Origin of the sequence: Gottfriedia sp. NPDC057991 (assembly GCF_042886615.1) — a bacterium.
Classification (GTDB): Bacteria; Bacillota; Bacilli; order Bacillales; family Bacillaceae_G; genus Gottfriedia.
Genome location: NZ_JBHVQN010000006.1, coordinates 80,746 through 105,671, shown reverse-complemented (window position 1 = coordinate 105,671; position 24,926 = coordinate 80,746). Strand labels below are relative to the sequence as shown.

29 protein-coding genes, 1 pseudogene and 2 riboswitches are annotated in these 24,926 nt (G+C 33.0%); of the genes and pseudogenes, 11 read left to right on the top strand and 19 right to left on the bottom strand.

The window, feature by feature from the left end:
* Positions 1 to 87: 87 nt before the first annotated feature.
* The 8 genes and pseudogenes from ACFVR2_RS19360 to ACFVR2_RS19325 form a co-directional block, all read right to left on the bottom strand.
* Complete coding sequence (locus ACFVR2_RS19360; protein WP_387365409.1) at positions 88 to 1,389, bottom strand: glutamine synthetase family protein; 1,302 nt, start codon at positions 1,387 to 1,389, stop codon at positions 88 to 90.
* 57 nt (positions 1,390 to 1,446) lie between these two features.
* Entirely contained in the window at positions 1,447 to 1,848 is a 402-nt protein-coding gene (locus ACFVR2_RS19355) for a MerR family transcriptional regulator (protein WP_387365406.1), read from the bottom strand.
* A gap of 263 nt (positions 1,849 to 2,111) precedes the next feature.
* Positions 2,112 to 3,095 carry an ABC transporter permease gene (locus ACFVR2_RS19350; protein WP_387365403.1) on the bottom strand — a complete coding sequence of 328 codons (984 nt, stop codon included), beginning with the start codon at positions 3,093 to 3,095 and terminating at the stop codon, positions 2,112 to 2,114.
* Positions 3,092 to 4,462, bottom strand: coding sequence for an ATP-binding cassette domain-containing protein (locus ACFVR2_RS19345; protein WP_387365400.1), 1,371 nt, complete (start codon positions 4,460 to 4,462; stop codon positions 3,092 to 3,094). The genes ACFVR2_RS19350 and ACFVR2_RS19345 overlap by 4 nt, the downstream gene beginning before the upstream one ends.
* Positions 4,463 to 4,464: 2 nt before the next feature.
* Positions 4,465 to 5,567: pseudogene (locus tag ACFVR2_RS19340) on the bottom strand (sugar ABC transporter substrate-binding protein).
* Entirely contained in the window at positions 5,564 to 6,616 is a 1,053-nt protein-coding gene (gene mtnA, locus ACFVR2_RS19335; protein WP_387365397.1) for an S-methyl-5-thioribose-1-phosphate isomerase, read from the bottom strand. Before mtnA ends, ACFVR2_RS19340 begins: the two are co-directional and overlap by 4 nt.
* Before the next feature lie 6 nt (positions 6,617 to 6,622).
* Entirely contained in the window at positions 6,623 to 7,798 is a 1,176-nt protein-coding gene (gene mtnK / locus ACFVR2_RS19330) for an S-methyl-5-thioribose kinase (RefSeq protein WP_387365394.1), read from the bottom strand.
* A 71-nt stretch (positions 7,799 to 7,869) separates the two neighbouring features.
* Positions 7,870 to 8,028, bottom strand: a riboswitch (SAM riboswitch).
* A 51-nt stretch (positions 8,029 to 8,079) separates the two neighbouring features.
* Entirely contained in the window at positions 8,080 to 8,874 is a 795-nt protein-coding gene (locus tag ACFVR2_RS19325; protein ID WP_387366181.1) for a carbon-nitrogen family hydrolase, read from the bottom strand.
* A gap of 143 nt (positions 8,875 to 9,017) precedes the next feature.
* Here ACFVR2_RS19325 and ACFVR2_RS19320 point away from each other — a divergent pair, with 143 nt between their 5' ends.
* The 5 genes from ACFVR2_RS19320 to ACFVR2_RS19300 all read left to right on the top strand — a co-directional run bounded on the left by ACFVR2_RS19320 (position 9,018) and on the right by ACFVR2_RS19300 (position 13,463).
* Positions 9,018 to 10,205, top strand: coding sequence for a pyridoxal phosphate-dependent aminotransferase (locus ACFVR2_RS19320; RefSeq protein ID WP_387365391.1), 1,188 nt, complete (start codon positions 9,018 to 9,020; stop codon positions 10,203 to 10,205).
* A 57-nt stretch (positions 10,206 to 10,262) separates the two neighbouring features.
* Positions 10,263 to 10,366, top strand: a riboswitch (SAM riboswitch).
* A 64-nt stretch (positions 10,367 to 10,430) separates the two neighbouring features.
* Entirely contained in the window at positions 10,431 to 11,651 is a 1,221-nt protein-coding gene (locus ACFVR2_RS19315) for a 2,3-diketo-5-methylthiopentyl-1-phosphate enolase (protein WP_387365388.1), read from the top strand.
* Between the two features lie 6 nt (positions 11,652 to 11,657).
* On the top strand, positions 11,658 to 12,311 hold the full coding sequence (locus ACFVR2_RS19310) for a 2-hydroxy-3-keto-5-methylthiopentenyl-1-phosphate phosphatase (protein WP_387365385.1): 654 nt from the start codon (positions 11,658 to 11,660) through the stop codon (positions 12,309 to 12,311).
* Positions 12,308 to 12,934, top strand: a complete 627-nt coding sequence (locus tag ACFVR2_RS19305) for a methylthioribulose 1-phosphate dehydratase (RefSeq protein ID WP_069032279.1) — start codon at positions 12,308 to 12,310, stop codon at positions 12,932 to 12,934. The genes ACFVR2_RS19310 and ACFVR2_RS19305 overlap by 4 nt, the downstream gene beginning before the upstream one ends.
* Before the next feature lie 16 nt (positions 12,935 to 12,950).
* A complete protein-coding gene (locus ACFVR2_RS19300; protein ID WP_387365381.1) occupies positions 12,951 to 13,463 on the top strand; it encodes a cupin domain-containing protein in 513 nt (170 codons plus the stop codon).
* 48 nt (positions 13,464 to 13,511) lie between these two features.
* Here ACFVR2_RS19300 and ACFVR2_RS19295 read toward each other — a convergent pair whose 3' ends face one another.
* On the bottom strand, positions 13,512 to 14,210 hold the full coding sequence (locus tag ACFVR2_RS19295; protein WP_387365378.1) for a DUF421 domain-containing protein: 699 nt from the start codon (positions 14,208 to 14,210) through the stop codon (positions 13,512 to 13,514).
* Between the two features lie 202 nt (positions 14,211 to 14,412).
* On the opposite strand from ACFVR2_RS19295, the gene yjeM reads away from it, so the two are divergent.
* Complete coding sequence (yjeM, locus tag ACFVR2_RS19290; protein WP_387365375.1) at positions 14,413 to 15,912, top strand: glutamate/gamma-aminobutyrate family transporter YjeM; 1,500 nt, start codon at positions 14,413 to 14,415, stop codon at positions 15,910 to 15,912.
* 83 nt (positions 15,913 to 15,995) lie between these two features.
* Complete coding sequence (locus ACFVR2_RS19285; protein WP_387365372.1) at positions 15,996 to 16,136, top strand: hypothetical protein; 141 nt, start codon at positions 15,996 to 15,998, stop codon at positions 16,134 to 16,136.
* Between the two features lie 167 nt (positions 16,137 to 16,303).
* Here the strand turns inward: ACFVR2_RS19285 and ACFVR2_RS19280 are convergent, their stop codons facing one another.
* The 3 genes from ACFVR2_RS19280 to ACFVR2_RS19270 form a co-directional block, all read right to left on the bottom strand.
* Entirely contained in the window at positions 16,304 to 16,816 is a 513-nt protein-coding gene (locus tag ACFVR2_RS19280; RefSeq protein ID WP_387365369.1) for a hypothetical protein, read from the bottom strand.
* A gap of 129 nt (positions 16,817 to 16,945) precedes the next feature.
* Positions 16,946 to 17,164, bottom strand: coding sequence for a hypothetical protein (locus ACFVR2_RS19275; RefSeq protein WP_387365366.1), 219 nt, complete (start codon positions 17,162 to 17,164; stop codon positions 16,946 to 16,948).
* A 39-nt stretch (positions 17,165 to 17,203) separates the two neighbouring features.
* The gene (locus ACFVR2_RS19270) at positions 17,204 to 17,599 is read right to left on the bottom strand and encodes a VOC family protein (RefSeq protein ID WP_387365364.1); all 396 of its coding nucleotides are present in this window, start codon (positions 17,597 to 17,599) and stop codon (positions 17,204 to 17,206) included.
* A 212-nt stretch (positions 17,600 to 17,811) separates the two neighbouring features.
* On the opposite strand from ACFVR2_RS19270, the gene ACFVR2_RS19265 reads away from it, so the two are divergent.
* From ACFVR2_RS19265 to ACFVR2_RS19255, 3 genes are read left to right on the top strand one after another with little or no spacing between them, the layout of a single operon-like run.
* Positions 17,812 to 18,027 (top strand): hypothetical protein, encoded by a 216-nt coding sequence (locus ACFVR2_RS19265; protein WP_387365361.1) that lies wholly within the window; start codon positions 17,812 to 17,814, stop codon positions 18,025 to 18,027.
* Complete coding sequence (locus ACFVR2_RS19260; RefSeq protein ID WP_387365358.1) at positions 17,972 to 18,496, top strand: N-acetylmuramoyl-L-alanine amidase; 525 nt, start codon at positions 17,972 to 17,974, stop codon at positions 18,494 to 18,496. The genes ACFVR2_RS19265 and ACFVR2_RS19260 overlap by 56 nt, the downstream gene beginning before the upstream one ends.
* On the top strand, positions 18,493 to 18,573 hold the full coding sequence (locus ACFVR2_RS19255; protein ID WP_387366178.1) for a peptidoglycan-binding domain-containing protein: 81 nt from the start codon (positions 18,493 to 18,495) through the stop codon (positions 18,571 to 18,573). Before ACFVR2_RS19260 ends, ACFVR2_RS19255 begins: the two co-directional genes overlap by 4 nt.
* A gap of 42 nt (positions 18,574 to 18,615) precedes the next feature.
* Here the strand turns inward: ACFVR2_RS19255 and ACFVR2_RS19250 are convergent, their stop codons facing one another.
* Both ACFVR2_RS19250 and ACFVR2_RS19245 read right to left on the bottom strand, forming a co-directional pair.
* Positions 18,616 to 19,233, bottom strand: coding sequence for a TetR/AcrR family transcriptional regulator (locus ACFVR2_RS19250; RefSeq protein WP_387365355.1), 618 nt, complete (start codon positions 19,231 to 19,233; stop codon positions 18,616 to 18,618).
* Positions 19,187 to 20,455, bottom strand: coding sequence for an MFS transporter (locus ACFVR2_RS19245; RefSeq protein WP_387365352.1), 1,269 nt, complete (start codon positions 20,453 to 20,455; stop codon positions 19,187 to 19,189). The genes ACFVR2_RS19250 and ACFVR2_RS19245 overlap by 47 nt, the downstream gene beginning before the upstream one ends.
* Before the next feature lie 311 nt (positions 20,456 to 20,766).
* Between ACFVR2_RS19245 and ACFVR2_RS19240 the strand changes: the two genes are divergently transcribed.
* Positions 20,767 to 21,258, top strand: a complete 492-nt coding sequence (locus ACFVR2_RS19240; protein WP_387365349.1) for a hypothetical protein — start codon at positions 20,767 to 20,769, stop codon at positions 21,256 to 21,258.
* 272 nt (positions 21,259 to 21,530) lie between these two features.
* Here the strand turns inward: ACFVR2_RS19240 and ACFVR2_RS19235 are convergent, their stop codons facing one another.
* From ACFVR2_RS19235 to ACFVR2_RS19215, 5 genes are all read right to left on the bottom strand, one after another.
* Complete coding sequence (locus ACFVR2_RS19235) at positions 21,531 to 22,094, bottom strand: GNAT family N-acetyltransferase (protein ID WP_387365346.1); 564 nt, start codon at positions 22,092 to 22,094, stop codon at positions 21,531 to 21,533.
* Between the two features lie 430 nt (positions 22,095 to 22,524).
* A complete protein-coding gene (locus ACFVR2_RS19230) occupies positions 22,525 to 22,752 on the bottom strand; it encodes a hypothetical protein (protein WP_387365343.1) in 228 nt (75 codons plus the stop codon).
* 141 nt (positions 22,753 to 22,893) lie between these two features.
* Positions 22,894 to 23,334, bottom strand: coding sequence for a hypothetical protein (locus tag ACFVR2_RS19225; RefSeq protein WP_387365340.1), 441 nt, complete (start codon positions 23,332 to 23,334; stop codon positions 22,894 to 22,896).
* 25 nt (positions 23,335 to 23,359) lie between these two features.
* Positions 23,360 to 23,506 (bottom strand): hypothetical protein, encoded by a 147-nt coding sequence (locus tag ACFVR2_RS19220; RefSeq protein WP_387365337.1) that lies wholly within the window; start codon positions 23,504 to 23,506, stop codon positions 23,360 to 23,362.
* Between the two features lie 332 nt (positions 23,507 to 23,838).
* The gene (locus tag ACFVR2_RS19215) at positions 23,839 to 24,765 is read right to left on the bottom strand and encodes an alpha/beta hydrolase family protein (protein ID WP_387365334.1); all 927 of its coding nucleotides are present in this window, start codon (positions 24,763 to 24,765) and stop codon (positions 23,839 to 23,841) included.
* Between the last annotated feature and the right edge of the window lie 161 nt (positions 24,766 to 24,926).

The window sequence follows — 24,926 nt, the reverse complement described above, 5'->3', positions numbered from 1 at the left end:
AACAAAATTAGTCTAACACACTTTAAAATAGAAAAGTAGAGATATACTACTTCCACTTTTCTATTTTTTTTATTTTAAGTTTAGTGATTAGCAGTTTAAATATGTTTCTTTTTCCCATTCTGATACACGTAATCGATATGCATCCCATTCTTCTTTTTTGTTTTGAAGGAATGAATAAAATACGTGTTTCCCTAAAACTTGCTGCAGGAATTCACTGTTTTCAAGTTCTGTAACTGCTTCAAGTAAGCTTCCAGGCAATGTTTCAATGCCTTCTGCTTTTCTAGTTACATCATCCATCAAGTACAGGTTTTCACTACGTTCGACTGGAGGTGTTAATTTTCTTTCAATACCATCCAAGCCTGCTGATAATAAAACAGCTAAAGCTAAATAAGGATTTGCAGATGGGTCTGGATTTCGTACTTCGATTCTAGTACCTGCACCTCTTGCAGCTGGTATACGAATTGTACATGTACGATTACTTTGTGACCAAGCTACATAAACTGGTGCTTCATAGCCTGGAACTAAACGTTTATAAGAATTAACTGTTGGATTTGTAACTGAAGCATTTGCACGAGCATGTGTTAATACACCTGCAATAAATTGTCGCGCTGTTTCAGATAATCCAATTGAATCATGCTGATCATAAAAGGCATTACCATTATCATTTCCTAGACTCATATGACAATGCATACCTGAGCCATTTTCTCCAAAAATTGGTTTTGGCATGAATGTAGCAACTAAACCATTTTTTTCAGCAATTGTTTTAACTGTATTTTTAAATAATTGAATATTATCAGCTGTTTGTAATCCTGGTGCGTATTTCCAATCAATCTCATGTTGACCGATTGCAACTTCGTGATGTAAAGCTTCAACTTCTAAACCTAACGCCTGAAGGGCTTTGGTAATATCACGTCGTATTGTAACTGTTTTATCTAGGGGGGCTACATCAAAATATCCACCATTATCATTTGGAACTAACTGATTTCCTTCCTTAGTAAATAGGAAGAATTCAGGTTCAGGTCCTACATTAAAAGAAGTAAATCCCTTGTCAGTCGCTTTGTCAATTGCTCGTTTAAGCACATTTCTTGGGTCACCTTCAAAAGGTGTACCATTCGGATAATAAACATCGCAAATGAAGAGTCCAACTTTTTCGTTAGTGTCGACTTTCCAAGTATTCAAATCTGGGAAAAGCATCATATCACTTGCTTCAATTTTTGTGAATCCGTTAATACTAGAGCCATCAAACATAGTTTCATTATTAAGTATTTTTTCAATTTGTGTGATTGGTAGTTCTAAATGTTTGAATACCCCTTCTACATCTGTAAAAAATAACTGTACAAACTCAAGACTGTGTTCTTCAACACTATTTAAAATCGTTTCCTTTTTCATTTATATTTCCCCCCATATAAATATAAAAGCTAGAATAATCCGGACTTAATCAATAACTTAATGAAAGAATCGAGACATATCTCCTTGTCGTAAAGAAGTTCTACCTAATTTACCATTTTGATATAACTCTTGACGAAGCATTTTTCGAAGCTGTTCATCTGATATTGATTTTTCAACAATGACTTGTTGAACCACTGTTTCTTTGGATTTTTCTGACGATTTTAAATTGAGTACTTCTTTAATTCCTGCTAAATTTAAGCCTTGTTCTATAAAAGTTTTTATCTCTAATAATCGATCGACATCATTGAAAGAAAATAATCTACGATTACCTTCAGAACGAGCTGGACGAATTAAATCATGCTCTTCATAATATCGAATTTGTCTTGCGGATAATTCAGTTAACGAAATGACTATTCCGATTGGGAAAAGTGGCGTTGAGCGTCTTACTTGATCATTCATAGCAATGCTCCTTTCGTTCATCTATAAGTATTTTATTTCATGTTAGATAATCTGTCAATACGATGTTAGAAAATCTAACATGAAAATATTTGTTTTTTATTCTATGCAATATTAGTTAAAATTCTACTATTTTATTAAAAAAAAATAATCTCCATTAGTTTGGAGATTATTACAGTTTGTATTCAAATATTAGGCTATTTGACTAGTCCTTCGAATTGACAATTTATCAATCATCGCTAATCCGAATTGGGTCAGTATGAATGCTAATTCTTAATTTTTTTTGCTAACAAAATTGCAATTAATAATAAAATACCTTTAATAATATCTTGCGCATAGTATGGTACGTTCAACATCGTGAATCCGTTTAAAAGGATCCCCATTAAGCACGCACCTAAAAATGTTCCGATTATATTTGGTTTCCCTTTTCCAAACATAGCGATTCCTATATATGCCGCTGTAATACTATCCATTAATAATGGTGTACCTGCTGAAACTTGCCCTGTACCAACTCGACTAGCAAGTAAAATCCCACCAAGTGATGCAAAAAGCCCACTAATAATATAAGCATAAACACGATACTTGTTTACGGGTATTGCTGATAAGTATGCAGCAGTTTTATTTCCTCCAATAAAGAAGAATACTCTTCCCCAAGTAGTCTTTTCTAAAAATAAGTGTGTAATTAAAATACAAATTATCATTATTATGACTGCAACTGGGATATTAAAAAATGACCCTTGCCCAAGATATAAAAACGAAGGAATAAAATGACCTGTAGTTGCTTCATTATTAATTGTCATTCCTTCATAGATCGAGGAACCCTTTGTTAAGGTTAAATGTAAACCATTTACAACAAACATCATAGCAAGAGTAACTAATAAGTCCGGTAATTTCCCTTTCGTTATAAACAGACCGTTTAATAATCCAACTATTAAACCAAAAACAATTGGAATTAATAGTGTAATTAATAGCTCTTGTCTAAAAACAATTAAACAATAAGCTGCTGTAACCGTACTTAAACTCGCGGTTGATCCAACTGATAAGTCTAAACCATCAATGATTAAACTAAACGTAACTCCAATCGCCAGTAATGTTACGATTGAAATCGATCTTAAAATATCAGAAATATTACTATAAGATAAGAAGGAATTCGATGTCATTGAAAAAAATGCAATAACGACTAGAAGTAGCAGTACCGCTCCAAAATCCAAAAATAATCTTCTACCTTGTGTTTGTGCCCATTGCGTCATTGTATCCCCTCCAATAACTCACCTTGAATAATTGTATAAATTTTGTCACCTATCACATTAGCTTCTTCAATATCATTCGTGAAATAAATAACACAACCACCGTTAGAACAAAATTCATCTATGTATTGGAAAATATGTAGTTTAGCATAAATATCAACACCTTTTAGTGGTTCATCTAAAATAAGACACTTCAAATTCGGTGAGATCCATTTTGCTATACTTACTTTTTGCTGATTTCCTCCACTAAGGTGTAAAATTTCTTTTTCAGTGTCCTTTGGATAAATACTTAAAGTATTGATTAAGGATTGAGAACTCTTAATTTCGAGATTTTTATTTATCCAACCTCTTTTGTTGAACGAGATATTCTCTCTAATCGAGTGATTTAGAAATAAACCTTCTTTTCTTCGATCCTCTGGTACAAATGCAATTCCTTGTTTATATGCATGCTGAGGAGACTTGATCAAAAATGAGTTTCTTCCTATTATTAATTCATATTGGCTTCGATTGCCCCATATTGTTTTTGCTAAACTCGTTTTCTTATTTCCATTTGCACCATAAATGGCAATTACTTCATTTTTATTTATTTCTATATTAATAGAAGGTTTCGTTTCACTTAATCGGATATTACGAAACTGAAAAGCTGGTTCATTAGCCTCTTTTATGGTTTTTTTAAATGAAAATTTACCGAAAGACATTTGTCCGATTATTTCTTCCACAGTTAATGTCGATGAGCTACCTTGATACACGATTTCTCCACTTCTTAATACCGTTAATTCATCTGTAAATTTAACAAGTTCACCAATTGAGTGTAAAATGACGACAATACCTTTCCCCATTCTTTTCAAATCATGTAAGAATGAGAAAAATTGCTCTTTTTCAGTATTTCCTAGGGAAGAAGTAGGCTCATCAAATAGGAAGTAGGATGCATCATTTAGTAGTGCTTTTGCAATTAAAATAAATTGTTTTTCATAAATTGAACAATCACTTACTTGTTTGTAATATGGTAGATTCAAATTCCATTTTGAAAGTCGATTTTGAACAAATTCAACACTTTTCTTTTTTGAGAAGAAGAAATTCTTATTTTCTCGATTCAATGCAATCGTTAAATTTTCAATTACTGTTAATCCTTGCACAAGTCCCTCATCAACTTCTTGTGGGACATATGCGATTGTTGATTTTTCACTTACTTTACACTTACCATTTGTTGGCTGAATTCTATTAGCTAGAATCTTCATTAACGTACTTTTACCTGCACCATTTAAACCAGCCAAACCGTCTATTTTTCCAGATTTGACTGTAAAATTAATATCTTTCAGTACCTCTGATTCTCCATAACTAAAAAATACAGATTCTAGTTGAATAGTCATCTTTAGTTCCCCTTATCTAATTTCTCCATCCATGGTGAAGTTGCAGCTTGTGAAGGTATCCAGTTTTTACTATATTTTCTTAGATCACTAACTTTAATTGAAGTATTTGGAAGCTCATCTTTCTCTATTAATTTAGGTTCTAAAGAATAAATATCTGGCGTTTCTTCTCCAGCTATTTTTTGATATAGGAATCTAGATTGAACTTCGCCAATCTCTCCCGGATCACTTGCAGCTGAAGTAACCCAAGGTGAATTTTTCTCTTGAATTAATTGAAGATCTTCATCACTTAAATCAATTCCGTAAACTTTTACTTCATTACGTCCAGCTTGTTGAATTGCTTTTGTAGCACCCTTTGCAAACTCATCCCAAGTTGCAAAAATAGCATCAAGCTGACCTTTAGGATATTTCTTTAATAATGCTTCTACCTGTGCTTGTGTATCAAGCATCGTATTACTACTTGCTTTTCCGAATCTAGCAACCTCTTTTATATTCGGGTAACGTTTATAAAATGCATCAAGAATAACTTTTCTGCGTTCCATCGGTGTAAAACCGCCTACCCAAATTGTTGCGATATTCCCTTTTCCGTTTAATCCTTCTGCTAAACTCTTTAAACTTTTCCATGCTAAACTATAGTCATCTTGGTCAATTACTGTAACACCAGGAATATTTAGATCACTATCAAAAGAAACAACTGGAATGCCTGCAGCTAATGCTTTTTTCACACCTTTTTCTAATGTTTCTTTTCGTCCATGATCGATTAAAATTCCATCAACCTTTGAATTGACGGCTGTATCTAAATTGGAGGCCATCTTTGCTAAATCATTATCAGCATTATATACTTGTACTTCTCCGCCAAATTTCCCAACTTGTTTTTTCACGCCATCGATATATTGTGAAGAAAAAGTTCCAATTGAAAACTCCATAATTAAAGCAATTTTTGTTTTCTTTTTTATTGCTTCAGGAATTTCAGCATTGCTACTTGCGGATACTTTCCTTACTTCAGTACTAGCATTTTCAGATTTTTTGTTGAAACTGCATTTTGTTCATTTGCACAAGCTGTTAATAATACTGATGCGATTGATAGTGTTGCAATAATTTTTTTCATGACTCTTGCTCCCAACTTTTAAACGTTTCTTTATAATCGCTAGAAACAATTCCTTTTTCTGTAATAATCGCTGTTATTAATTCATTCGGTGTCACGTCAAACGCTGGGTTTAGTACATCGATTCCTTCAGGGGCAATTTGAACATTTCCGATATGTGTTACTTCAGTGCGATCGCGTTGTTCAATTACAATTTCGCTGCCTGATTCGATTGATAAATCGATTGTTGATAATGGAGCGGCTACATAAAATGGGATTTGGTAAAAGTTAGCTAAAATCGCTAATTGTAATGTTCCAATTTTATTTGCAGTGTCCCCATTAGCAGTAATGCGATCAGCTCCAACTATTACTGCATCAACTTTTTTATTTTGTAATAAGTAGCCGACCATATTATCCGTTAACAATGTAACTGGGATTCCACTTTGGTTTAATTCCCATGATGTCAGTCTTGCACCTTGAAATACTGGTCTTGTTTCTGTTGCATAAGCTGAAATTTCCCAGCCTTTTTCTTTTGCTAAGTGAAGTGGCGCTAAAGCTGTTCCATATCGACTTGTCGCAATACTCCCTGCGTTGCAATGTGTTAATACTGCAGCACCGTCATGTAATAATGTTAAAGCATTTTCACCGATTTCCTTGCAAGTTGCCTCATCTGCTAAATGTAATTTAATCGCTTCTTCCATTATAATTAATTTAGCTTCGGATACAGTCACTGCTTCTTTACTAGATCCAATTAGTTTCTCAACAGCCCATGCTAAATTTACTGCAGTTGGTCTAGCACTAATTAGTTTATCTGCTAATAATCGTGCTTGTTGATGAAATTCATCAATTTGTTCAGTTTCAAGTTCTCGAACACCTAAATAAAGTCCATATGCAGCTGCTAAACCAATAGCTGGTGCTCCTCTTACTTGTAATTTTACGATTGCTTCACGTACATCTAATAATGTCGTTGCATCAAAATAGTGTATTTCAGTTGGTAATTTTGTTTGGTCTAAAATTTTTAAACTTTCACCGTTCCATTGTAATGATTCAGGTATTTGCTGTAATGTAGTCATCGATTATTACTCCAATCCATTAATTAAATTTCCAATATTTCTAATAGTAAATCTATTTTTTATACAATAAACTCCGAATTTTAAGACTTTTTTCTTTGCTTCAATTTTTTGATTATGTTCCAGTGCATCTATATCTTCAACGTGAGCAAGACCGATACTTCTTCGGATTAATTCACATCCAATAACCCCAATTGCATCCACCCAATATCCTTCTAGTTTTTCTTTAATTAGAGCTTTTTGGTTAAATGGTCTAACACTATGCTCTTCCCATAGTCGAATAAATGTTTCATTAAAAACTTTTTCAATGTTTAAAATATGTTCAATGATTTCGTCTTTTCGTTCAGTACGGCTGAAAAGTTGAAAAAGTAAATTTGCCTGAATTTGCCCTAAATCAAAACCGATTGGTCCTACAAAAGCAAATTCCGGGTCAATTATTTTTGTTTCTGTTTCAGATACGAAAATGCTTCCCGTATGTAAATCACCATGTAATAAAGCTTCTTTTTTCGATAAGAAATCTAATTTTAGTTTCGCAACCTCAATTTGTAGATCTGCATCATTCCATAGTTCTTGAATTTCATCTGATAATTCTTCTTCAAAACTATTTGTTTCACTGTTAAAAAATGGATCTGTATAAACAAGATTTTCTGTTATATCACATAAGTCGGGATTATTAAAAAAATACTCTAACTCTTTTTTCTTGGCTGGTGATGTTCCGAAGTCTGAAGTGAAAAATAATGACTTTGCTAAGAATTCTCCGATATGTTCAGCTAAAAACGGATAGCTTTTTTTCTCAATGATACCTTTTCGTAAAATTTGTAAGTGAGAAAGATCCTCCATTACAGTTACGGCTTGTTCTTCATCATGCTCTAAAATTTTCGGTGCATGTAATGGGATTAACTCATTGTATATTTTTGTCGCATTACTCTCGATCGTAGCTCGCTTTAATGTAAGTGGCCAGCTTTCACCAACAACTTTTGCATATGGCAGAGCTTGTTTTATAATTAACCCCTTCTCGCTTCCTACTGGATTAACTTTAAATACTAAATTTAAATTCCCATCCCCGATTTCGATACATTCACATAGTTCATTTTTAAAATATCCAAGTTTTTGTATATAAGTAATTGCAGTTGCTTCTGTTAACGGTCTATATTCTTTTCGTTCAATGACAGTCACTAAATTCATCCCCCTTGAATTTTGCAAAATAAAAAGCCTCTTTTCCGAGACGAAAAGAGGCAATACTAATTGGCTTTCGTCTCTTATCTACCAGAAAATTTCTTTTCTGTTGGAATTAGCACCGTGCCTTACTGAGCATTTAAGCTCAGGCGTAAACAATACGCCCCATTTCACAATGGTATTATGGTCGGTTGCTGGGCATCGTCGGGCCAAATCCCTCCGCCTACTCGAAATAAGAGTTCGCATATTTGATTTTATAATCGTATTTTAGTTTATAGATTTTTAATTTGTCAATTACTTTTTTGAAACTTTTTGTAAATTTCTTCTTTTCTGTCTTCAAAAATAGGGATTGTACCGCGTATTTCATCGACTTTTTTCGGATCAATTTCGCCAAATACGATTTCTTCATTCGTGCTGCCTTTGGAAACTATTTCTCCCCAAGGGTCAATGATCACTGATCCTCCACCAAATGTATTCGCTAAATCTTTTCCTACTCGATTACAAGCAACAACATAACACTGATTTTCGATTGCTCTTGCTTTTAATAAGATTTCCCAATGATTCATTCTTTGAATTGGCCATTCAGCGACAAAAAATAAAACTTTTGCACCCTTTTGAGAATGAGCTCCAATCCATTCAGGGAAACGCAAATCATAGCAAACAAAACCTGCAGCCGTTAATCCATCGATTTCAAACAGTCCATCTGATTCCCCTGATTGAAGATAGTGATGCTCGTTCATTAACTGGAACAAATGAACTTTATCATAAGTTTTTACTAATTCGCCAGTGCTGCTAATAACAATTAACGTATTCGTAACACCATTTTTTCTTGCAATCGGGAACGACCCAGCAATCAATATTACGTTATTTGATTTTGCGATGGACTGAAGTTCAGAAATAACCGCTTCTTGTTCACCTGTGTGCAAGCCAATTTCTTCCAGACAATAGCCTGTTGTCCATAACTCTGGTAATACAATTACACGTACATTTTCTTTAACAGCTTCGTTTATTTGAGTTTTCATTTTCTCTAAATTAGACTTTGATTCACCTAAAATAACGTCAGATTGAATACACGCAATTTTAATCACAATTTATTCACCCTATTCTAAATTTTATAGACATTTTTAAATCGAGCATATATGATGGTGAAAGTTATTGCAACAGTCGTTCATGAAAATCATTCGGTTAAGAAACGATCTAATCAAATTAATTTTATTATATTTTTGGAGTGATTAACTTGAATCATAGTAAACTATTAAACAATTTACCAAAACAATTTTTTGCTTCACTAGTCCAAAAAGTAAATCAGTCAATAGGTAATGGTCATGATGTCATTAATCTTGGTCAAGGAAATCCAGACCAACCTACACCCGACCATATTATAAAAGCTTTACAAAAGTCAGTTGAAAACCCTTTAACCCATCGTTATTCTCCGTTTAGAGGAATGAGCTCATTAAAAAATGCTGTTGTAGAATTTTATAAACGAGAGTATGATGTTGATTTAGACCCAGAGGAAGAAGTAGCCATATTATTCGGTGGAAAAGCTGGATTAGTTGAGCTACCACTTTGTTTATGTGACGCGGGAGATACAATTTTAGTTCCAGACCCAGGCTATCCAGACTATTTATCTGGTATATCTCTTTCAAAAACAGTACCATACATGCTTCCATTACTTGAACAAAATCAATTTTTACCAGATTATAAATTAATCCCTCAGGATGTTTTGGATGCTAGTAAAATATTATTTATCAATTATCCAAATAATCCCACAGGTGCTATAGCAACAGAAGAATTTTTTAAAGAAACAGTTGAGCTTGCAAGAAATAATCAGATTACAGTTTGTCATGATTTTGCTTACGGAGCATTTGGTTTTGACGGAAAAAAACCTTTAAGTTATCTTCAAACACCAGGAGCAAAGGAATGCGGGATTGAAATTTATACCCTTTCTAAAACTTATAATATGGCTGGTTGGAGAATCGGTTTTGCAGTTGGAAATAAAGAAGTTATTTCAGCAATTAATCTATTACAAGATCATCTTTACGTTAGCATCTTCCCTGCTGTTCAAGAAGCTGCCGCTGTTGCGCTAACTGAATCTCAAGAAAGTGTAAAACAACTATTAGCACTTTATGAAGAGCGTAGAAATGTATTTATTAGTGGTTGCCACGAAATTGGATGGGAAGTAACTGCACCAGCAGGATCCTTTTTTGCATGGTTAAAAATTCCATCTGGTTTTACATCACAGGAATTTGCTGATCTATTACTTGAAAAAGCTCATATTGCAGTCGCTCCAGGAAATGGATTTGGAGAATATGGTGAAGGTTATGTAAGAGTCGGCCTACTATCCGATACTGACAGACTGAAGGAAGCAGTTGCTAGATTAAAAGAGATTGAAATATTTTCAAAATTTAATGTTTGACAATTGTGATTGTTCATGAAATAATTCGATTAGATTAAGAATTCAAAATTAAATATTACTTTATTCAGAGTAGGTGGAGGGACCGAGCCCGATGAAACCCGGCAACCGGCTAGTTAACTAGTACGGTGCTAATTCTCGCAGCATTTGCTGACAGATAAGGTGTAGGTAAACCTCTCCTTAGTGGAGAGGTTTTTTGTTTGATTAAAACTTTTTGGAGGTTTTGAAATGAGTGGAGTAATAGCAACTTACCAAGTTTATGATAAAAATCATCATTTAGAAAAAAAGGCAGAGTCAATCGCTTTAGGTTTAACGGTTGGTTCTTGGACGTCTTTACCTCAAAATGATCAAATTCAATTACAAAAACATAAAGGTAAAGTTCTTTCAGTTCGTGAAATAGAATGCGAAGAAAATATCGTTAACTTTTTAGGATATAAACCGACAAAAGGGATTATTGAAATCTATTATCCTAGCTTAAATTTTTCAGCTGATCTTCCAGCTATTTTAACAACCGTTTTCGGTAAGCTATCCCTTGATGGTGAAATTAAACTAATTGATTTAAATTTTACTAATGACATTTTAACTCTTTTTCCGGGTCCAAAGTTTGGTATTAAAGGCATTCGGGAGAAATTGGATGTATATGATCGACCTTTATTAATGAGCATTTTCAAATCAATTATCGGCAGAGATATTCAATACATTTCAGAGGAATTAAAAAAGCAAGCTTTAGGCGGCGTTGATTTAATTAAAGACGACGAGATACTTTTTGACACGAATACATCTATAACGGATCGCGTGACTAATGGTAAAAATATTTTGAACCAAGTTTATGAAAAAACAGGACACAAAACATTATACGCGGTGAATTTAACTGGCCGTACATATGAGTTAAAAGAAAAAGCATTACGTGCTGCTGAAGCTGGTGCTGATGTATTTTTATTAAATGTGTTCTCGTATGGAATCGATGTTCTTCAAGGTTTGGCAGAGGATCCATCAATTAATGTTCCAATTATGGCCCATCCTGCTGTATCGGGTGCGTTTACAGCATCACCAATTTATGGAATTGACACAGGATTATTGCTAGGGAAACTTTTACGAATTGCGGGTGCAGATTTTAGTTTATTCCCTTCGCCATATGGTTCAGTTGCATTACAAAAAGAGACAGCTTTAAAAATTGCTGAAAATTTAACAATATCAAATGGATTAAAAGAGTCATTCCCAGTACCTTCTGCTGGAATTCACCCTGCACTTGTGCCTCAATTAATTCAAGATTTTGGAATTGAGCAAGTCATCAACGCTGGCGGCGGTGTTCATGGTCATCCGGATGGACCAATTGGTGGAGGTAATGCATTTAGAGAAGCAATTTCAGCAACATTGTCTGGAGTTGAACTAAAAGACTACGCACTTCCAAATACATCACTGCAAAAAGCATTACAACTTTGGGGGTAAACAACAATGGCAATAAAGATTTTTTGTGATTTTGATGGAACAATTACTGAGGGAGACAATATCGTTAATTTAATTAAAGAATTTGCTCCACCGTCAGTAAGTGAATTAACAGGTGAAGTATTAAATGGCAATCTATCAATTCGAGAAGGCGTAGAGAAAATGTTTGCTACAATTCCTTCAACGAAAAAACAAGAAATGACCGATTTTGTAATCGATCGTACTGTCATTCGAGATGGTTTTAGCGATTTTATTCAATTTGTAAGCGTTCAACAATATGAGTTAAAAGTTGTAAGTGGCGGACTAGATTTTTTCGTTCGTCCTATATTAGAGGATTACCTTCCACTTTCGGATATTTTATGTAATCGTACAGACTTTACAGGTCAAACTGTAAAAATTCATTGGGATCATTCTTGTGATGAAAACTGTACGAATGATTGTGGAATGTGTAAACCATCTGTTAAAAGAAAATTTAGTGAATCAAATGATTTTATCATTGTCATTGGCGATTCAATTACCGACTTACAAATTGCAAAAGAAGCCAATTTAATTTTTGCTCGAGATTTCTTAAAAGATAAATGTGAAGAACTATCATTACCTTTCATTCCTTTTGAAAATTTCTATGATATCCGAGCTTCATTAGAGAAGGAGGTGTTAGTATGAAGGACTTTTTCAAGCATTATGATGAAATCCGCGAAGTAAAAAAAGTACTTGCTGATCGAGATTGGTTTTTAGGAACTAGCGGTAATTTATCAATTAAAGTAAATGAAGAACCTTTAAACTTTTTAGTTACAACTAGTGGTAAAGATAAAACGAAACATACTTATGACGATTTTTTACTCGTTAATGAATTTGACCAATCTGTTTGGGATGAATCAAAAAAACCATCAGCTGAAGCCATTTTACATCGTCTAATTTATCAACACACAAATGCAAAGTGCGTTCTTCATGTACACACTTTAGCAAATAACTTTATAACAAAGGATTTTCCATATCAAGATGAGTTATCTTTTTCTGGTATCGAAATTATTAAAGCATTAGGACTATGGGAAGAAGATGCAGAAATTACAATACCAATCATAAAAAATCATGCGCATATCCCTACTCTTGCAAATGAATTTCTTCCACATATAAAGAATGATCATGGTGCTGTATTAATTCATAATCATGGTATAACAGTTTGGGCCGAGTCAGCATTTGAGGCTAAAAAGCATTTAGAAGCTTATGAGTTTCTATTCCAATACGCATTACAAGGTATACAAAAAAATACATTTATAAAGAATTAATTTGGAGGAATGAAGAATGGCAACAATTTGGGTAGAAAAAAAAGATTATCATATTACAAGTGATGTTGAAGTAAAAGCATATTTAGAAGAACAAGGTGTAATTTATGAAAATTGGAATATCGAACAATTACATAGTTCGTTACAAGAAAAATTTATTTTATCAGATGATGAAAAAGCAGCAATTCTTGAAACATTTAAAGCTGAAATCGACAGTATTTCATCAAGACGTGGCTATTTAGCGAGTGATATTATTACTCTTTCAGAAGCAACTCCAAATCTTGATGAATTACTTAAAAACTTCAACCGTGAGCATCATCATACGGATGACGAAGTTCGCTTCATTGTTAGCGGTCACGGTGCGTTTATTATCGAAGGAAATGAAGGCTTTTTCCATGTTAATTTGAATCCTGGAGATTTAATTTCTGTACCTCCAAATGTACGCCACTATTTCACGTTAGCAGAGGATCGTAAAGTAGTTGCTGTTCGCTTGTTTGTATCTACTGAAGGCTGGGTGCCGATTTACGAATAATTTGATAAAAACTTAATTGACTCATATCCACTGTAGGATGTGAGTCAATTAAGTTTCTCCTTCATTGAAATGATCATCTCGGTAGTCGATATATAAGGACCCATCAGTTTGTACTTCAACAAAAAACACATCTGAAATTGATTTTATGCCTACCCTTTCAAGTTGCGCCATTAACCATTTTTTATCCAAGTTTAAATTTGATAATGCATCTTCATTTACTTCCCCGTCAGATACCACTGCTGTTGAAGTTGGAAATAATAAAGTTTTTTTCCATTTTTTATTTTTTTTCGTTTTAACATCTTTTGTTTTCATAATAGATAGACTGCCATCAATTTCAAATATTGCGTACTCTACATCTTTCAACGAATAGATATTCTCATTACGTAGCATTCCTTGAAATTGCTCTGTATCTATTCTAGCTTTTTTTAATGCATTTTCCATTATTTTTCCTTGTCTAATTAAAATAATTGGCTCTCCAAGGATCAGCCGCCGTAAATTTTTAGATTTTAAACTTAAATACCCCATGATGATCGTCAAAACTGCCCATCCAACTAATCCAATGATTCCATCCTCAATATCTAATGTTTTAGAAGTCGTAATTGATGCCGCTATATTCCCAATTGTAATCGCTGTTATAAATGGAAAAACATCTAATTGACTAATCTCCTTCTTCCCCATTAATCTAGTTAAAATAAATAAAACAAAAAATGAGCATATGACTCTTAATACTACTTCATTAAAGCTCATTTAGTTCATCCTTTCTCTTTCAAAAAAACCAATTTAAGTATTTATTAATCAACTTAGCGTTTGAAAAATAGAACGAAACTATTCTTTATTATTTCTAAAAAATTAGTAAAACCAGACCATTTGTTATGTCCTCATAATTTACCGATTATTGAAGAAACTATTATTATTCATTTATAATCGACTAATTACCTGAGGTGAGATCTTGAGTAAAAAACTTTCACTTGTTGGCTTAATTTTAATGGTATTTACAACTGTATATGGTTTTGGAAATATTCCTACTGCATTTTATTTAATGGGATATAGTGCAATTCCCTGGTATTTACTCTCAGCTATTACGTTTTTTATTCCTTTTGCTTTTATGATGGCTGAGTTCGGAGCTGCATATAAGCATTCAGAAGGTGGAATTTATACATGGATGGCTGATTCGGTTGGGCCTAGGTTCGCTTTTATTGGAACCTTTATGTGGTTCTCTTCCTATGTAATTTATATGGTAAGTGTCTCCTCAAAGGTTTGGATTCCACTATCAACGTTCATTTTTGGTAGTGACAAAACGCAATCACTTTCATTATTTGGACTTTCTTCTACTCAATCAATTGGCTTATTAGCATTACTTTGGATGTTAGTTGTGACATTTTTCGCTTCGAAAGGAATTGAAAGTATTAGTAAAGTCACAACAATTGGTGGTATCACAGTTTTCTCTTTAAATATAGTGTTGTTAATTACAAGTATCATTATTTTTGTATTAAATGGCGGCAAATTTGCTCAACCAATTAAAAGTTTTTCATCAGCATTTGCTCACTCACCAAATCCAAATTATCTATCTACACTCGCAATCTTATCATTTGTTGTATTTGCAATCTTTGCATATGGTGGGTTAGAAGCTATCGGCAGTTTAGTTGATCAAACGGAAAACGCTGAACGTAACTTTCCGAAGGGGATAACAATTTCAGCAATTATTATTTCAGTAGGATATTCGTTAGGCATTTTTTTAGTAGGTATCTTTATTAACTGGTCAAATGATTTAAGTGCTAGTACAACGAACTTAGGGAACATAACATATGTACTTATGTACAATTTAGGATTAGAACTTGGAAAAGCATTTACTTTATCATCACATACTGCCGATCAAATTGGGATTTGGTTTGCAAGAATTACTGGTTTATCAATGTTTCTTGCATATACCGGAGCATTTTTCACATTAATTTATGCTCCATTAAAAACAATCATTAAGGGAACACCAAAATATTTATGGCCGACTAAATTTTCAGATACGAATGAAAAAGGAATGCCAGTCAATGCAATGTGGGTGCAATTTTCGATCGTTTCAATCATTATTGTCCTAACTTCCTTTGGCGGTCAAGGAGCATCTGCCTTTTTTAATAAAATAACTTTAATGACAAATGTTTCAATGACATTACCTTATATATTTTTAGGTATTGCGTATCCAATGTTTAAAAGGAATGATCAAATTGAAAAACCATTCCAAATTTTAAAATCAAATTCATCTTCTTTATTTGCGAGCATTCTTGTTATTTTAGTCGTTGGATTTGCAAACTTTTTTACGATCATTCAACCGGCTATTGAAGGTGATCTCAACTCAACAATTTGGATGATTGCAGGACCAATTTTCTTTTCAATATTAGCTTTATTAATACTTAATCGTTCAAGAAAACATAGCCAAGAAAAGAAGAAAATTGTTTAGCAAATTACTTCCCACTTATTGTTAATAACAATTCCGAAAGTAAGTTAGAAATATAGCACATACTAAATTTGGAGGTGATATTCATGGGTCACAATCAAAATCCACATGTAAAAAAGAAAAACATAAATAAAGGGCAACCTATACCAGCTGCAGTTAATTCAGAAGGCTATTTTGCTCCGAGTAAATCAAATACTGAAGGACTTAATGAAGTTAAAAAATCATAAAGAAAACTCGTCGATTGGCGAGCCATTAGGAGAAGGCAGATGCGTATTTGCACTTATACTTATACCTAAAATTGGCATCTACGTCGATTTTTCTTCTCTGTTTGCTAATTTATACTTTCTTAATGTGTAAAAAAAATGACCGTCATTTTTTTGGCGGTCTCTTTTCATTATTTACTCATCGAATTCGCAGTTTTTACTAAATCTCTAATAGCGTATTGCTTACCAGTTTCCTCTGAAAAAAGAAGTGAAATTGAATGATAAAGCCCATCTTTCTTCCAACGAATTGTTTTTGTATTATCATCATCCGCAACAATCAAAACTTTTGTTCCATCTTTTAATTTTGTTGTTTTTAATTGCTGTTGTTCATCTGGGAAAGAAGGTTGTTTATTATGATAAGTGATGACAAACATTGTGACCTCTACTTCTTCATTTGAGTAATTAAAAGAGGTAGCATTAATAGCTCCATTTTTTTGATTTTTTTGTACATCCATTGTGACATCCTTTGCTCTAAACGGTATCCTTTCTGGTACAACTAGTTCATTTTGTACATCTTTAGGCAATTGATCTACTACTTGCTTTATCGTTTTAGGATATTCTTTTTTTAATGATTCAACTGCACCGTTTCCATTCGAACAAGCAGTTAACAAAAAAATTGAGAATAAAAAAATAATTTTTTTCAATCCAAATGCCCCCTATTTTTCCAAATCTATCGTTTCATTTTTCTACTTAATATCTCTAAATATCTTCATATTAGTCTTAAAATAAATAAAAACTGCCTGAAGTATAAGAGGCAGTCTTAAAACCTATTCTTAAGGTTCAACAATTACGATTTTTCCTTTTTGCACATATAGTAATATTTCTGCGTTATCCGTTTCATTTCGGTATGTATAACATGTAAGATCTTCAAACCCACCGTGGGAAACATCATGAACTGTATCAACTAATTTGTATTTATTACCTCTAAATTCTATTTTTCTTTCAATTGAAGGTTGTTCTGTTAAAATTTGATCCTTTGATCGAAAATTCATCTAATCACTCCTTTGGTCACGATTAGTATAGCCATTTTCTTAGTTTTCAATTTTATGCCCTGTTCCGAATCCAATTACATAACCGTCCAAGTCTCGTACCGAGAACTCCTTCCAATCTCCCCAATCAAATTCGCTTATTTCAGGCTCGGTAACGATTATAGCTCCATTTGTTTTTAATTCATCAAATATCAAATTTAATTCATCAAAATTATTCACATAAGCATAAGTATTCCAAGTACCTTTGTTAGGTTTAACATCTTCCTTATTATTCGCCTGGATTAACTTAAATCCTAATCCAAAATCATCCCTTATCGCCCAATATTCATTAACTTCACAACCTAAACATTCTTCGTAATATTTTTTCGATTTTTCAAAATCAGATACTAATAAAACGGTCAATGAACTTTCGATTTTAGCTTTTTTTACCTCTTTCATTTGGTACCTCCTAAAATCTTTCACCATTTTTAGTAAACATTTGCTTCTCTTATATGAATTCAATCAATTTAATTGTATACCTTCTTTTAAACTTGAATTCAGGCCATTTTCAACATGATAAATATTTCGTTTTCATAGTCTAATACTAGACAAATGGAATTAAACAGCTTTTTTACTAAAAATCCTTAAAAATTTCATAAGGAGGTTGTTTCATGCCAAGTTGGAAAAATAAATTCTTACCAATTAATCAATATACAAGATCAGGTCAAAAATTAAATGCAGTTAGAAAAATCGCCATTCATTGGACTTCAAATCCTGGTGCGACTGCTAACGGACATTATAAATATTTTGGTGAGGTTTTGCCTGGGCAAAATGCGGAGGCAATTAGATCCAACATATACTTCAGCACATATTTTTGTGGATCCTAAAGAGGCAATTTGTATTATTCCTTTAAATGAGGCTACATTCCATGCAAATGAAAAATATACTTATGTGAATGGTGTACCCTTTCGAGGTGTTGAAGCATTAAAGCCAAATGCCAATTTATTATCAATTTCAGTTGAAATGTGTGTAGAAAAGAATAATCGTATTTCAAATACGACGATCAATCGAACTGTTATGGTTGTGAATGATTTATGTTCAATGTTTCATTTAACTCAAAAAGATATCGTCCGTCATTTTGATGTTACTAGAAAACCGTGTCCATACCCGTTCGTAAAATATAATGATATTTTTAATCATTTCAAAATAAATGTAGGGCATTTATTAAATCACTCATTAAAATATCCCGGGCATGTAATTAAAATGGGAGCTTCAAATATTTATGTCATTACCATTCAACAGCTTTTAGGCATTACGCCAGACGGTCATTTCGGAACTCAGACTGCAATGCCATAAAGCTATTTCAACAGCATATTGGACTAACACCTGACGGAATTGTTGGAGAAAAGACTTGGAACATGTTAAATAAATAATCTTAATTATTCGTGATGTTCATTCAATATCAATCCGAAATTTCATTCTATTTCGAGAGCAAATTTTAAAAATTGAACGAACAAAATCGATTGTTCTTCCATCATTATTTCATCCGCTGAGAGTATTGCATAGTCGAGTGCAAGTCCATCAATAAATGAAACAATCATTCTTGCTAAAACTTCACTATCATACTTTTTACTAAATTCTTTGTTTTTTTGACCTCCTTTTAAAACATCAGAAAAGATTTTAATACCATAAAAGTATCGTTCTTTCCCATACCTTTTTCTTCTTTCATCATTTCGACCAGTTATGAAAAACTCTAAAGTAATTGGTGCCAAAGGATCCATTCGATCATTTGGCACTCTGCTTTTACCGAACATTCTTAATAAAAGTAATTCCCAATATGAATCAACATTTTGATTCAATAATTCACTTGTTTCTTCAGACACTCTCAATAGTGACTCATATAAAAGTGATTCAAACACTTCTTCTTTATTAGCAAAATATTGGTATAACCCACCTCTACTAACATTTGATGCGTCCATCACATGTTTCATAGTCGTTCTTTCATATCCATTATCAATAAACACTTGTTTTGCTGCTTCTAAAATTTTAGTTCGACGTTGCTGTTGGTGCTCCTTGCTGACTTTCGGAGACATCTTTCTTCCCCCGCTCTACTCTATTTTTCGTTAAGAATCCTATTAGTGAGACAAAGACTAAAAGTGATGCAGTTATAATAAAGGTAGGAATGACACCTATTACTGTTGATAGCCATCCACCTAATAAAGGTCCGATAATTGTTGCTGTTGTGGTAACACTTCCTATTACACCAAATACTCTACCAGTTAACTCAACTGGTGTATCGACTTGAACAGATGCCTGGAATGGAACAAATACTAAGCCAGCTGCAAATCCTGCAAACAATCCTAATAATGGTGCCCAAACAATTGATAAATCGAGATTAAAATGTGTGAATAAAGCCATCATACCAAAACCAAGTCCGATTCCAAAAACTCCAATTAACATTAAATTATAAGCACGATAATTTGTTTTTTTCGCTAAAATTAAACTTGAAAAAAACATTCCTACTCCAGATCCTGTTACTAAATAGCCAAATAAACCTGGCGACGCATGTTTAAGTTCCCTAATTAAAACTATAATTTGCGAATCAGATAACTGCAAGATTAAGAGACTAAAACCTAAAAATAGCATACCTACTAAAATCTGAGTATTTGATTTAATAAATGTAACGCCTTCCATAAATTCAGTTTTATAGGAAGATGTAGCTTTATCTTTCACTTTTTCTTCTTTATTCTGCTGGGCAACTTTTGGAAGCATGAAAATTAAGATCGCAGAAATAATAAATGATACTGAATTAATATAAAATACTGGTGTTGTTCCAGCTGCCGATACGAGTATTCCACTCAAAATCGGTCCAAAAATTTTTGTAGCCGAGTCAATCATAGTTGTAATTGACATTGCGCTCTTTATTTCATCATTAGGAACTAGTTCTTTTAACTTACCATTTTTTGCAGGATTAAAGACAGCTGAAAACAATCCGATTATAAACAAACAAATATAGACCATCCACAAAGTATTTGCTAATGCCAGTAAAACAAATAAACCAGCACGTACAATGTCAGATAGAACCATCAATTGCTTTCTACTAAAACGATCTGCTATCGTTCCCGCAACAGGTCCTAATAACGCCATCGGAACAGCGAGACATAAAATAATAAATGATACTTCAATTGGTGAAGCATTCCATTTTAACCCTACAAGCGTAATGATCGCGACAATACTTAACCAATCACCAATATTTGAAATCGCTTGAGCAACCATCAATGTTAAGAAACCTTTATTATTCCTTAAACCCTCCATCTTGCTTAGCCCCCTTGAAACCGACATTCATGTCGTTTTCATTTAATTATAACGACACTAATGTCGTTTTTCAATTACTTTTTCTGAAGATTTGCTAAATTCCTCGTTTAACTTTATTCAAAAATGGAATTAAAAGTATTATTTTTTTAGATTGCTAATTTTCTATACCCCATTTTCCGTATGCCAAATTGGACTGTTAAATAAATTTCTTTAGTAACAAAAACGCAAAAATCACTTTTTTTCCTACACATATTCAAAATATTCTTTAGTAAAATAAGGATAGATGTAGATAAGGAGACGTGTATAGAAAAGTGAAAGTATACACACCAAAGATTTTAACAATATTCCTTTTTGCCATATTTGGTGCACTATTTCTTTTTATACTTTTGATGGTAATAACAGGTACCAAACATTTCTCAATTTCAAAAATATTTGTATTCATTGGCTTCTTGTTATTTATCTTTTTACTTTTTGGGGATTCAATAAAATTTTGGAATTATCGTAAAAAAGGGATCGGGATATACTCGGACGAGGAAGGTGTAGTTGTAGACTTTGTTGGTAATAAAATATTTTGGGATGAAATTGAAAAAATTGAATTTATTAAAACAAAATCTTCCAGAACTACCTTTATTCGTGTTCATTATTCGAAAGAAGAGCAAGTTCGTTTAAGACATAAACTTCCCTTAAAAAATATTTTTTGGAGATATAGCGGGAGTATTGAATGGTTTGAAATTGAAAAACCAAGGGAAATGCATACTAATCTAGTAAATTATTGGGAAAAGAAAAAGTTTTATTTTAAATAAAGTCTTAGTTAAATTTAAAACTTGATTTTTGAGCTATAGAAATAGACTACAAATACGCTTAAATTCAATGTAAATGATAACTTTTGAACTAACTTTTTATTTACTCGTCTCAAATTTCCACGATTCCGGTTTTTCTAATAATAAACAAAAGTACCCTATAGAGTAGACTTTTTAATTTGTCTATTCTATAGGGTACTTTTTAATAGAGGCGCTAGTCTTTTTTTATTCACTAATGTATGCGTTAGTTGTACTAGGGATTTTAATATTTTATTCTAATTTACCTTTGCATAGATGCAAGTATCAGTTAGTTTTTTACCGTCAGCTGTAAGATCTTCATTACGTAATATCCCTTCAAGCTCAAAACCTAGTTTTTCAGGGATCGAACGACTTTTAGTGTTATTAGATTCACAGCGTATTTCAATCCTTCTAAATTTGAATAGCTGAAAGCCAAGGTTTGTTAACTCACTTACTGTTTCTGTCATATATCCATTGCCACTAAATTGTGTGTTAATCCAGTATCCAATTTCACATTTAGAAATCTCCCAATTAATTCTGTGAAGGCTAGCAGTTCCAATAAAATCATTAGTATCCTTATGATAGATAAGATAGCGAAAACTTTCTCTTTTCAAAAAATCTATATGGGCATTTCTAAGGAGAATTTCCGTTTCTTCAATAGTAGGAATTGACTGAAATAAATGCAACCATTGCTTTAACTCATTAAATGAATCATTTATAGCTTCGTATACTACATTCCCGTCACCAGCTTGAAGTGGTGCTCGAAGAATTAGTCTGTCTGTTTCTATTTGTAACGGAACATCTAATAAAATAGGATTCATATAATTTCCCCTCTCGAAAACTTTAAATTTTGACCTAATAAAACTTATATAATAAAAAACTTTCACCCAAAAGAATCCTAGAGATCCCTTTTCCCATATTAAAAACTAAACTGCCAGTTGCTACAAAATAATTGGCTACCGAAGCAGCCCCCTAGTTGTTCAACTATCACATGCTTTAGTACAATAACTCAAGAAAGATATTTTGTATAATCTATGAAGTTATCCAGAAATAATCTTAGAGTATTATGCACATCTTTCAACTCTCCATATATTTGTTGCTCAGCTAAATAAAATCCATCTGATATAGAATGAATTTCTAACTCTATCAACTCACAACTATCAGGTAGATAGTTGATTAACTTATCCATTATTTTTATGGCATTAAACATATCTTGTGTAGTATTTAAGTATTCATTTAGTAACCCAAGTATTATTTTTTTGGAGGCAAATCGTTATCAACCTCACCCTGGAACATCATTAGCTTTAAAATAACCTTCTCTAAACTCTCTTTTGATGATAAAGATAATTCAATTATTTCATAAGGTGGGAAATCATGATGTTCAATTACATTATCTGCCCAGTTTATTACATCCTCGATTGTTAAAAGTCCTATTGTTAGCCCTAATCTATTTACTTCTGCATTTAATTTTAGATCCATTTTAATCCCCTATTGAGTTTATTATCTTATTAATATATTCCTTGAAAAGTAGTTTATCCCTTGTTCAACTAACCTACCATTTTGTTCAATAAAATGACTGACAGCATAAGAAAAGGGGTAATAGATAATAAAAGATGAAAATTACATTTCAGGTGGAACTTTATATGTAACTTCTCCTTCTCCGTCTAAAAATTCCATACGAGGAATATCATTTTGGTCTACTACCATTCTGATTCGAGGTTTTCCTTTGCTATCTGATAGTTGAACTATTATTTCTCCTTTAGAATTCTTCCCCATAAAGGCGCGAGGCGTATTTCCTTCCCAAATATTTTCTAACGCTCTATCAATTTCCTCATCAGTTAATTCAGAGTTTTGTATTTTATGTGTTTTTTCTACAAGATCTGGTAAAGGTGTATTAGGTCTATCGTAAATTGAAATACCATAATTTTTTTGCTCATTCTCATCAATATAATGCATTTGTACGACTTGATCTTGTTTATACTGATCAAAGGTTAATGATGCGTATGATTCATAGTTTCCTATATCATCTTTTTTACTTCCAAATATATAAGTCCTCCACACTCATCACCTTCTCCGTTATAAAACATTAATCCAGCAATAGGATCTTTTTGCCTGTGACCTGGAAGAAAATCTTTTCCATCCACAATAGCAGGTGGAATGTTCTCATTATTACAGTTCCATCTTTATCAACAATATTTATATTTTCAACATTAATGCTTTTGAATTCAGACATAATAATTCCTCATATGTATCCATATATAGGAGTTTCTATATAAGCCCATTATTTTCCTTTTTTTAAACTTCATAATATAATCCTTATGTAACTATACTTCCATATTATAGAATGAAAAAAAGAGCTACCGAAGCAATCCATCTTGTACAACTAGATCGACTGTATATTCGATTTTTTTATTTATGGCTATGTCATCATTGAATGTCGATTTTCGAGCAAAAGAAAACCACCCGTTATGAGGTGGTCAATGGAACTATGTAGCCGCTAGTTCAATCATAAGAAATGGTACCGTGTACATCGCCTGCAGGTGTAATCACACAAACTAATTTGGCTTATTTCGACAATATCCATTTTGCCATATCTTCTAAAACATTCCTATCCACGGATTGTGGAATATTATATTCATCCCATATGTCTTTCAACGTACCAAATACTGCTTTCATAAACATGTGGTTCAAACCGGGATAGAGCTTGAATGTGACATCGGGGTGGTCTTTTAACATTTCACGGTATCGATCGAAATCTTTTTCAACGGAAACCTGTACATCTTTATCACCCTGTACGACGAAAATCGCTTTTTTACTTTGTGATAGATAATCCTTTGTAGAATGTTGATTCATTTCTTTAAAATACCAAGCGTAAACAGAACCGAACAAAATGGTCTGCTGCGCCATCTCAACCGTCATTTCGGATATGGCATCAAACTTGTCTTGCAGTTCTTTTACTTGCTTTAAGGCTATTTCTTGTTGAGATGCATTAAGCTGCTTTATGGAATCTTCATTTTGGTTTAGGATAACTTCTTCAAGCTTTCGAGGAGTGCCAGCTAAGATTATTAATCCTGCCACATCTCCGCCTTCGCAATCGATTCTGGGAGCAAGTGTCCCGCCTAAACTATGACCAATTATGAAAATGCGATTTTCATCCACACGGGGATCTTTTTTTAGCATTTCGACAGCCACAATCGCGTCCTCTATGACCTCTTCTTTGACGGAAAGTTTACCGCCGAGTTCTTGAACCATCTGCTTACCATGAGCGAAGGTTCGCTTGTTATACCGAAGCGATGCAATCCCTTGATTTGCAAGTCCATCCGCAAGGTCTCGAAAAAGCTTGTTTGCACCAATTGTTTCATCTTTATCTAAGGCACCGGAACCGTGTACAAATACAACTGCAGGGACTTTTTCTGTATGAGAATCTGGTAACGTCAATATCCCTTCTAACGGATAGTCGGCGTTTGCAACAACTTTAATTTGTTCTATCATTTTTAACCTCCGATACAAACTCAGATTCCATTTGCTCTCTTATTCTCACTTTTTACACAATTATAGGTTAACATATATTGGAAGTAAAATACCCGTAACCTAATCAAAATCAGCAATAATGTTTAACAAAGCTCTATTTATAATTAGAAGAGTTTTTTAGA

Bases quoted from the DNA above. Each gene is read 5' to 3' on its own strand.
- ACFVR2_RS19230 (WP_387365343.1), bottom strand. From the start codon at position 22,752: ATGGATCTAAAATTAAATGCAGAAGTAAATAGATTAGGGCTAACAATA.
- ACFVR2_RS19310 (WP_387365385.1), top strand. From the start codon at position 11,658: ATGGCAATAAAGATTTTTTGTGATTTTGATGGAACAATTACTGAGGGA.
- ACFVR2_RS19350 (WP_387365403.1), bottom strand. From the start codon at position 3,095: ATGACGCAATGGGCACAAACACAAGGTAGAAGATTATTTTTGGATTTT.
- ACFVR2_RS19300 (WP_387365381.1), top strand. From the start codon at position 12,951: ATGGCAACAATTTGGGTAGAAAAAAAAGATTATCATATTACAAGTGAT.
- ACFVR2_RS19265 (WP_387365361.1), top strand. From the start codon at position 17,812: ATGCCAAGTTGGAAAAATAAATTCTTACCAATTAATCAATATACAAGA.
- ACFVR2_RS19235 (WP_387365346.1), bottom strand. From the start codon at position 22,094: ATGAATCCTATTTTATTAGATGTTCCGTTACAAATAGAAACAGACAGA.
- ACFVR2_RS19250 (WP_387365355.1), bottom strand. From the start codon at position 19,233: ATGTCTCCGAAAGTCAGCAAGGAGCACCAACAGCAACGTCGAACTAAA.
- mtnA (WP_387365397.1), bottom strand. From the start codon at position 6,616: ATGACTACATTACAGCAAATACCTGAATCATTACAATGGAACGGTGAA.
- ACFVR2_RS19285 (WP_387365372.1), top strand. From the start codon at position 15,996: ATGGGTCACAATCAAAATCCACATGTAAAAAAGAAAAACATAAATAAA.
- ACFVR2_RS19270 (WP_387365364.1), bottom strand. From the start codon at position 17,599: ATGAAAGAGGTAAAAAAAGCTAAAATCGAAAGTTCATTGACCGTTTTA.
- ACFVR2_RS19275 (WP_387365366.1), bottom strand. From the start codon at position 17,164: ATGAATTTTCGATCAAAGGATCAAATTTTAACAGAACAACCTTCAATT.
- ACFVR2_RS19315 (WP_387365388.1), top strand. From the start codon at position 10,431: ATGAGTGGAGTAATAGCAACTTACCAAGTTTATGATAAAAATCATCAT.
- ACFVR2_RS19220 (WP_387365337.1), bottom strand. From the start codon at position 23,506: ATGTCTGAATTCAAAAGCATTAATGTTGAAAATATAAATATTGTTGAT.
- ACFVR2_RS19305 (WP_069032279.1), top strand. From the start codon at position 12,308: ATGAAGGACTTTTTCAAGCATTATGATGAAATCCGCGAAGTAAAAAAA.
- ACFVR2_RS19260 (WP_387365358.1), top strand. From the start codon at position 17,972: ATGCGGAGGCAATTAGATCCAACATATACTTCAGCACATATTTTTGTG.
- ACFVR2_RS19360 (WP_387365409.1), bottom strand. From the start codon at position 1,389: ATGAAAAAGGAAACGATTTTAAATAGTGTTGAAGAACACAGTCTTGAG.
- ACFVR2_RS19345 (WP_387365400.1), bottom strand. From the start codon at position 4,462: ATGACTATTCAACTAGAATCTGTATTTTTTAGTTATGGAGAATCAGAG.
- ACFVR2_RS19215 (WP_387365334.1), bottom strand. From the start codon at position 24,765: ATGATAGAACAAATTAAAGTTGTTGCAAACGCCGACTATCCGTTAGAA.
- ACFVR2_RS19245 (WP_387365352.1), bottom strand. From the start codon at position 20,455: ATGGAGGGTTTAAGGAATAATAAAGGTTTCTTAACATTGATGGTTGCT.
- ACFVR2_RS19355 (WP_387365406.1), bottom strand. From the start codon at position 1,848: ATGAATGATCAAGTAAGACGCTCAACGCCACTTTTCCCAATCGGAATA.
- ACFVR2_RS19295 (WP_387365378.1), bottom strand. From the start codon at position 14,210: ATGAGCTTTAATGAAGTAGTATTAAGAGTCATATGCTCATTTTTTGTT.
- mtnK (WP_387365394.1), bottom strand. From the start codon at position 7,798: ATGAATTTAGTGACTGTCATTGAACGAAAAGAATATAGACCGTTAACA.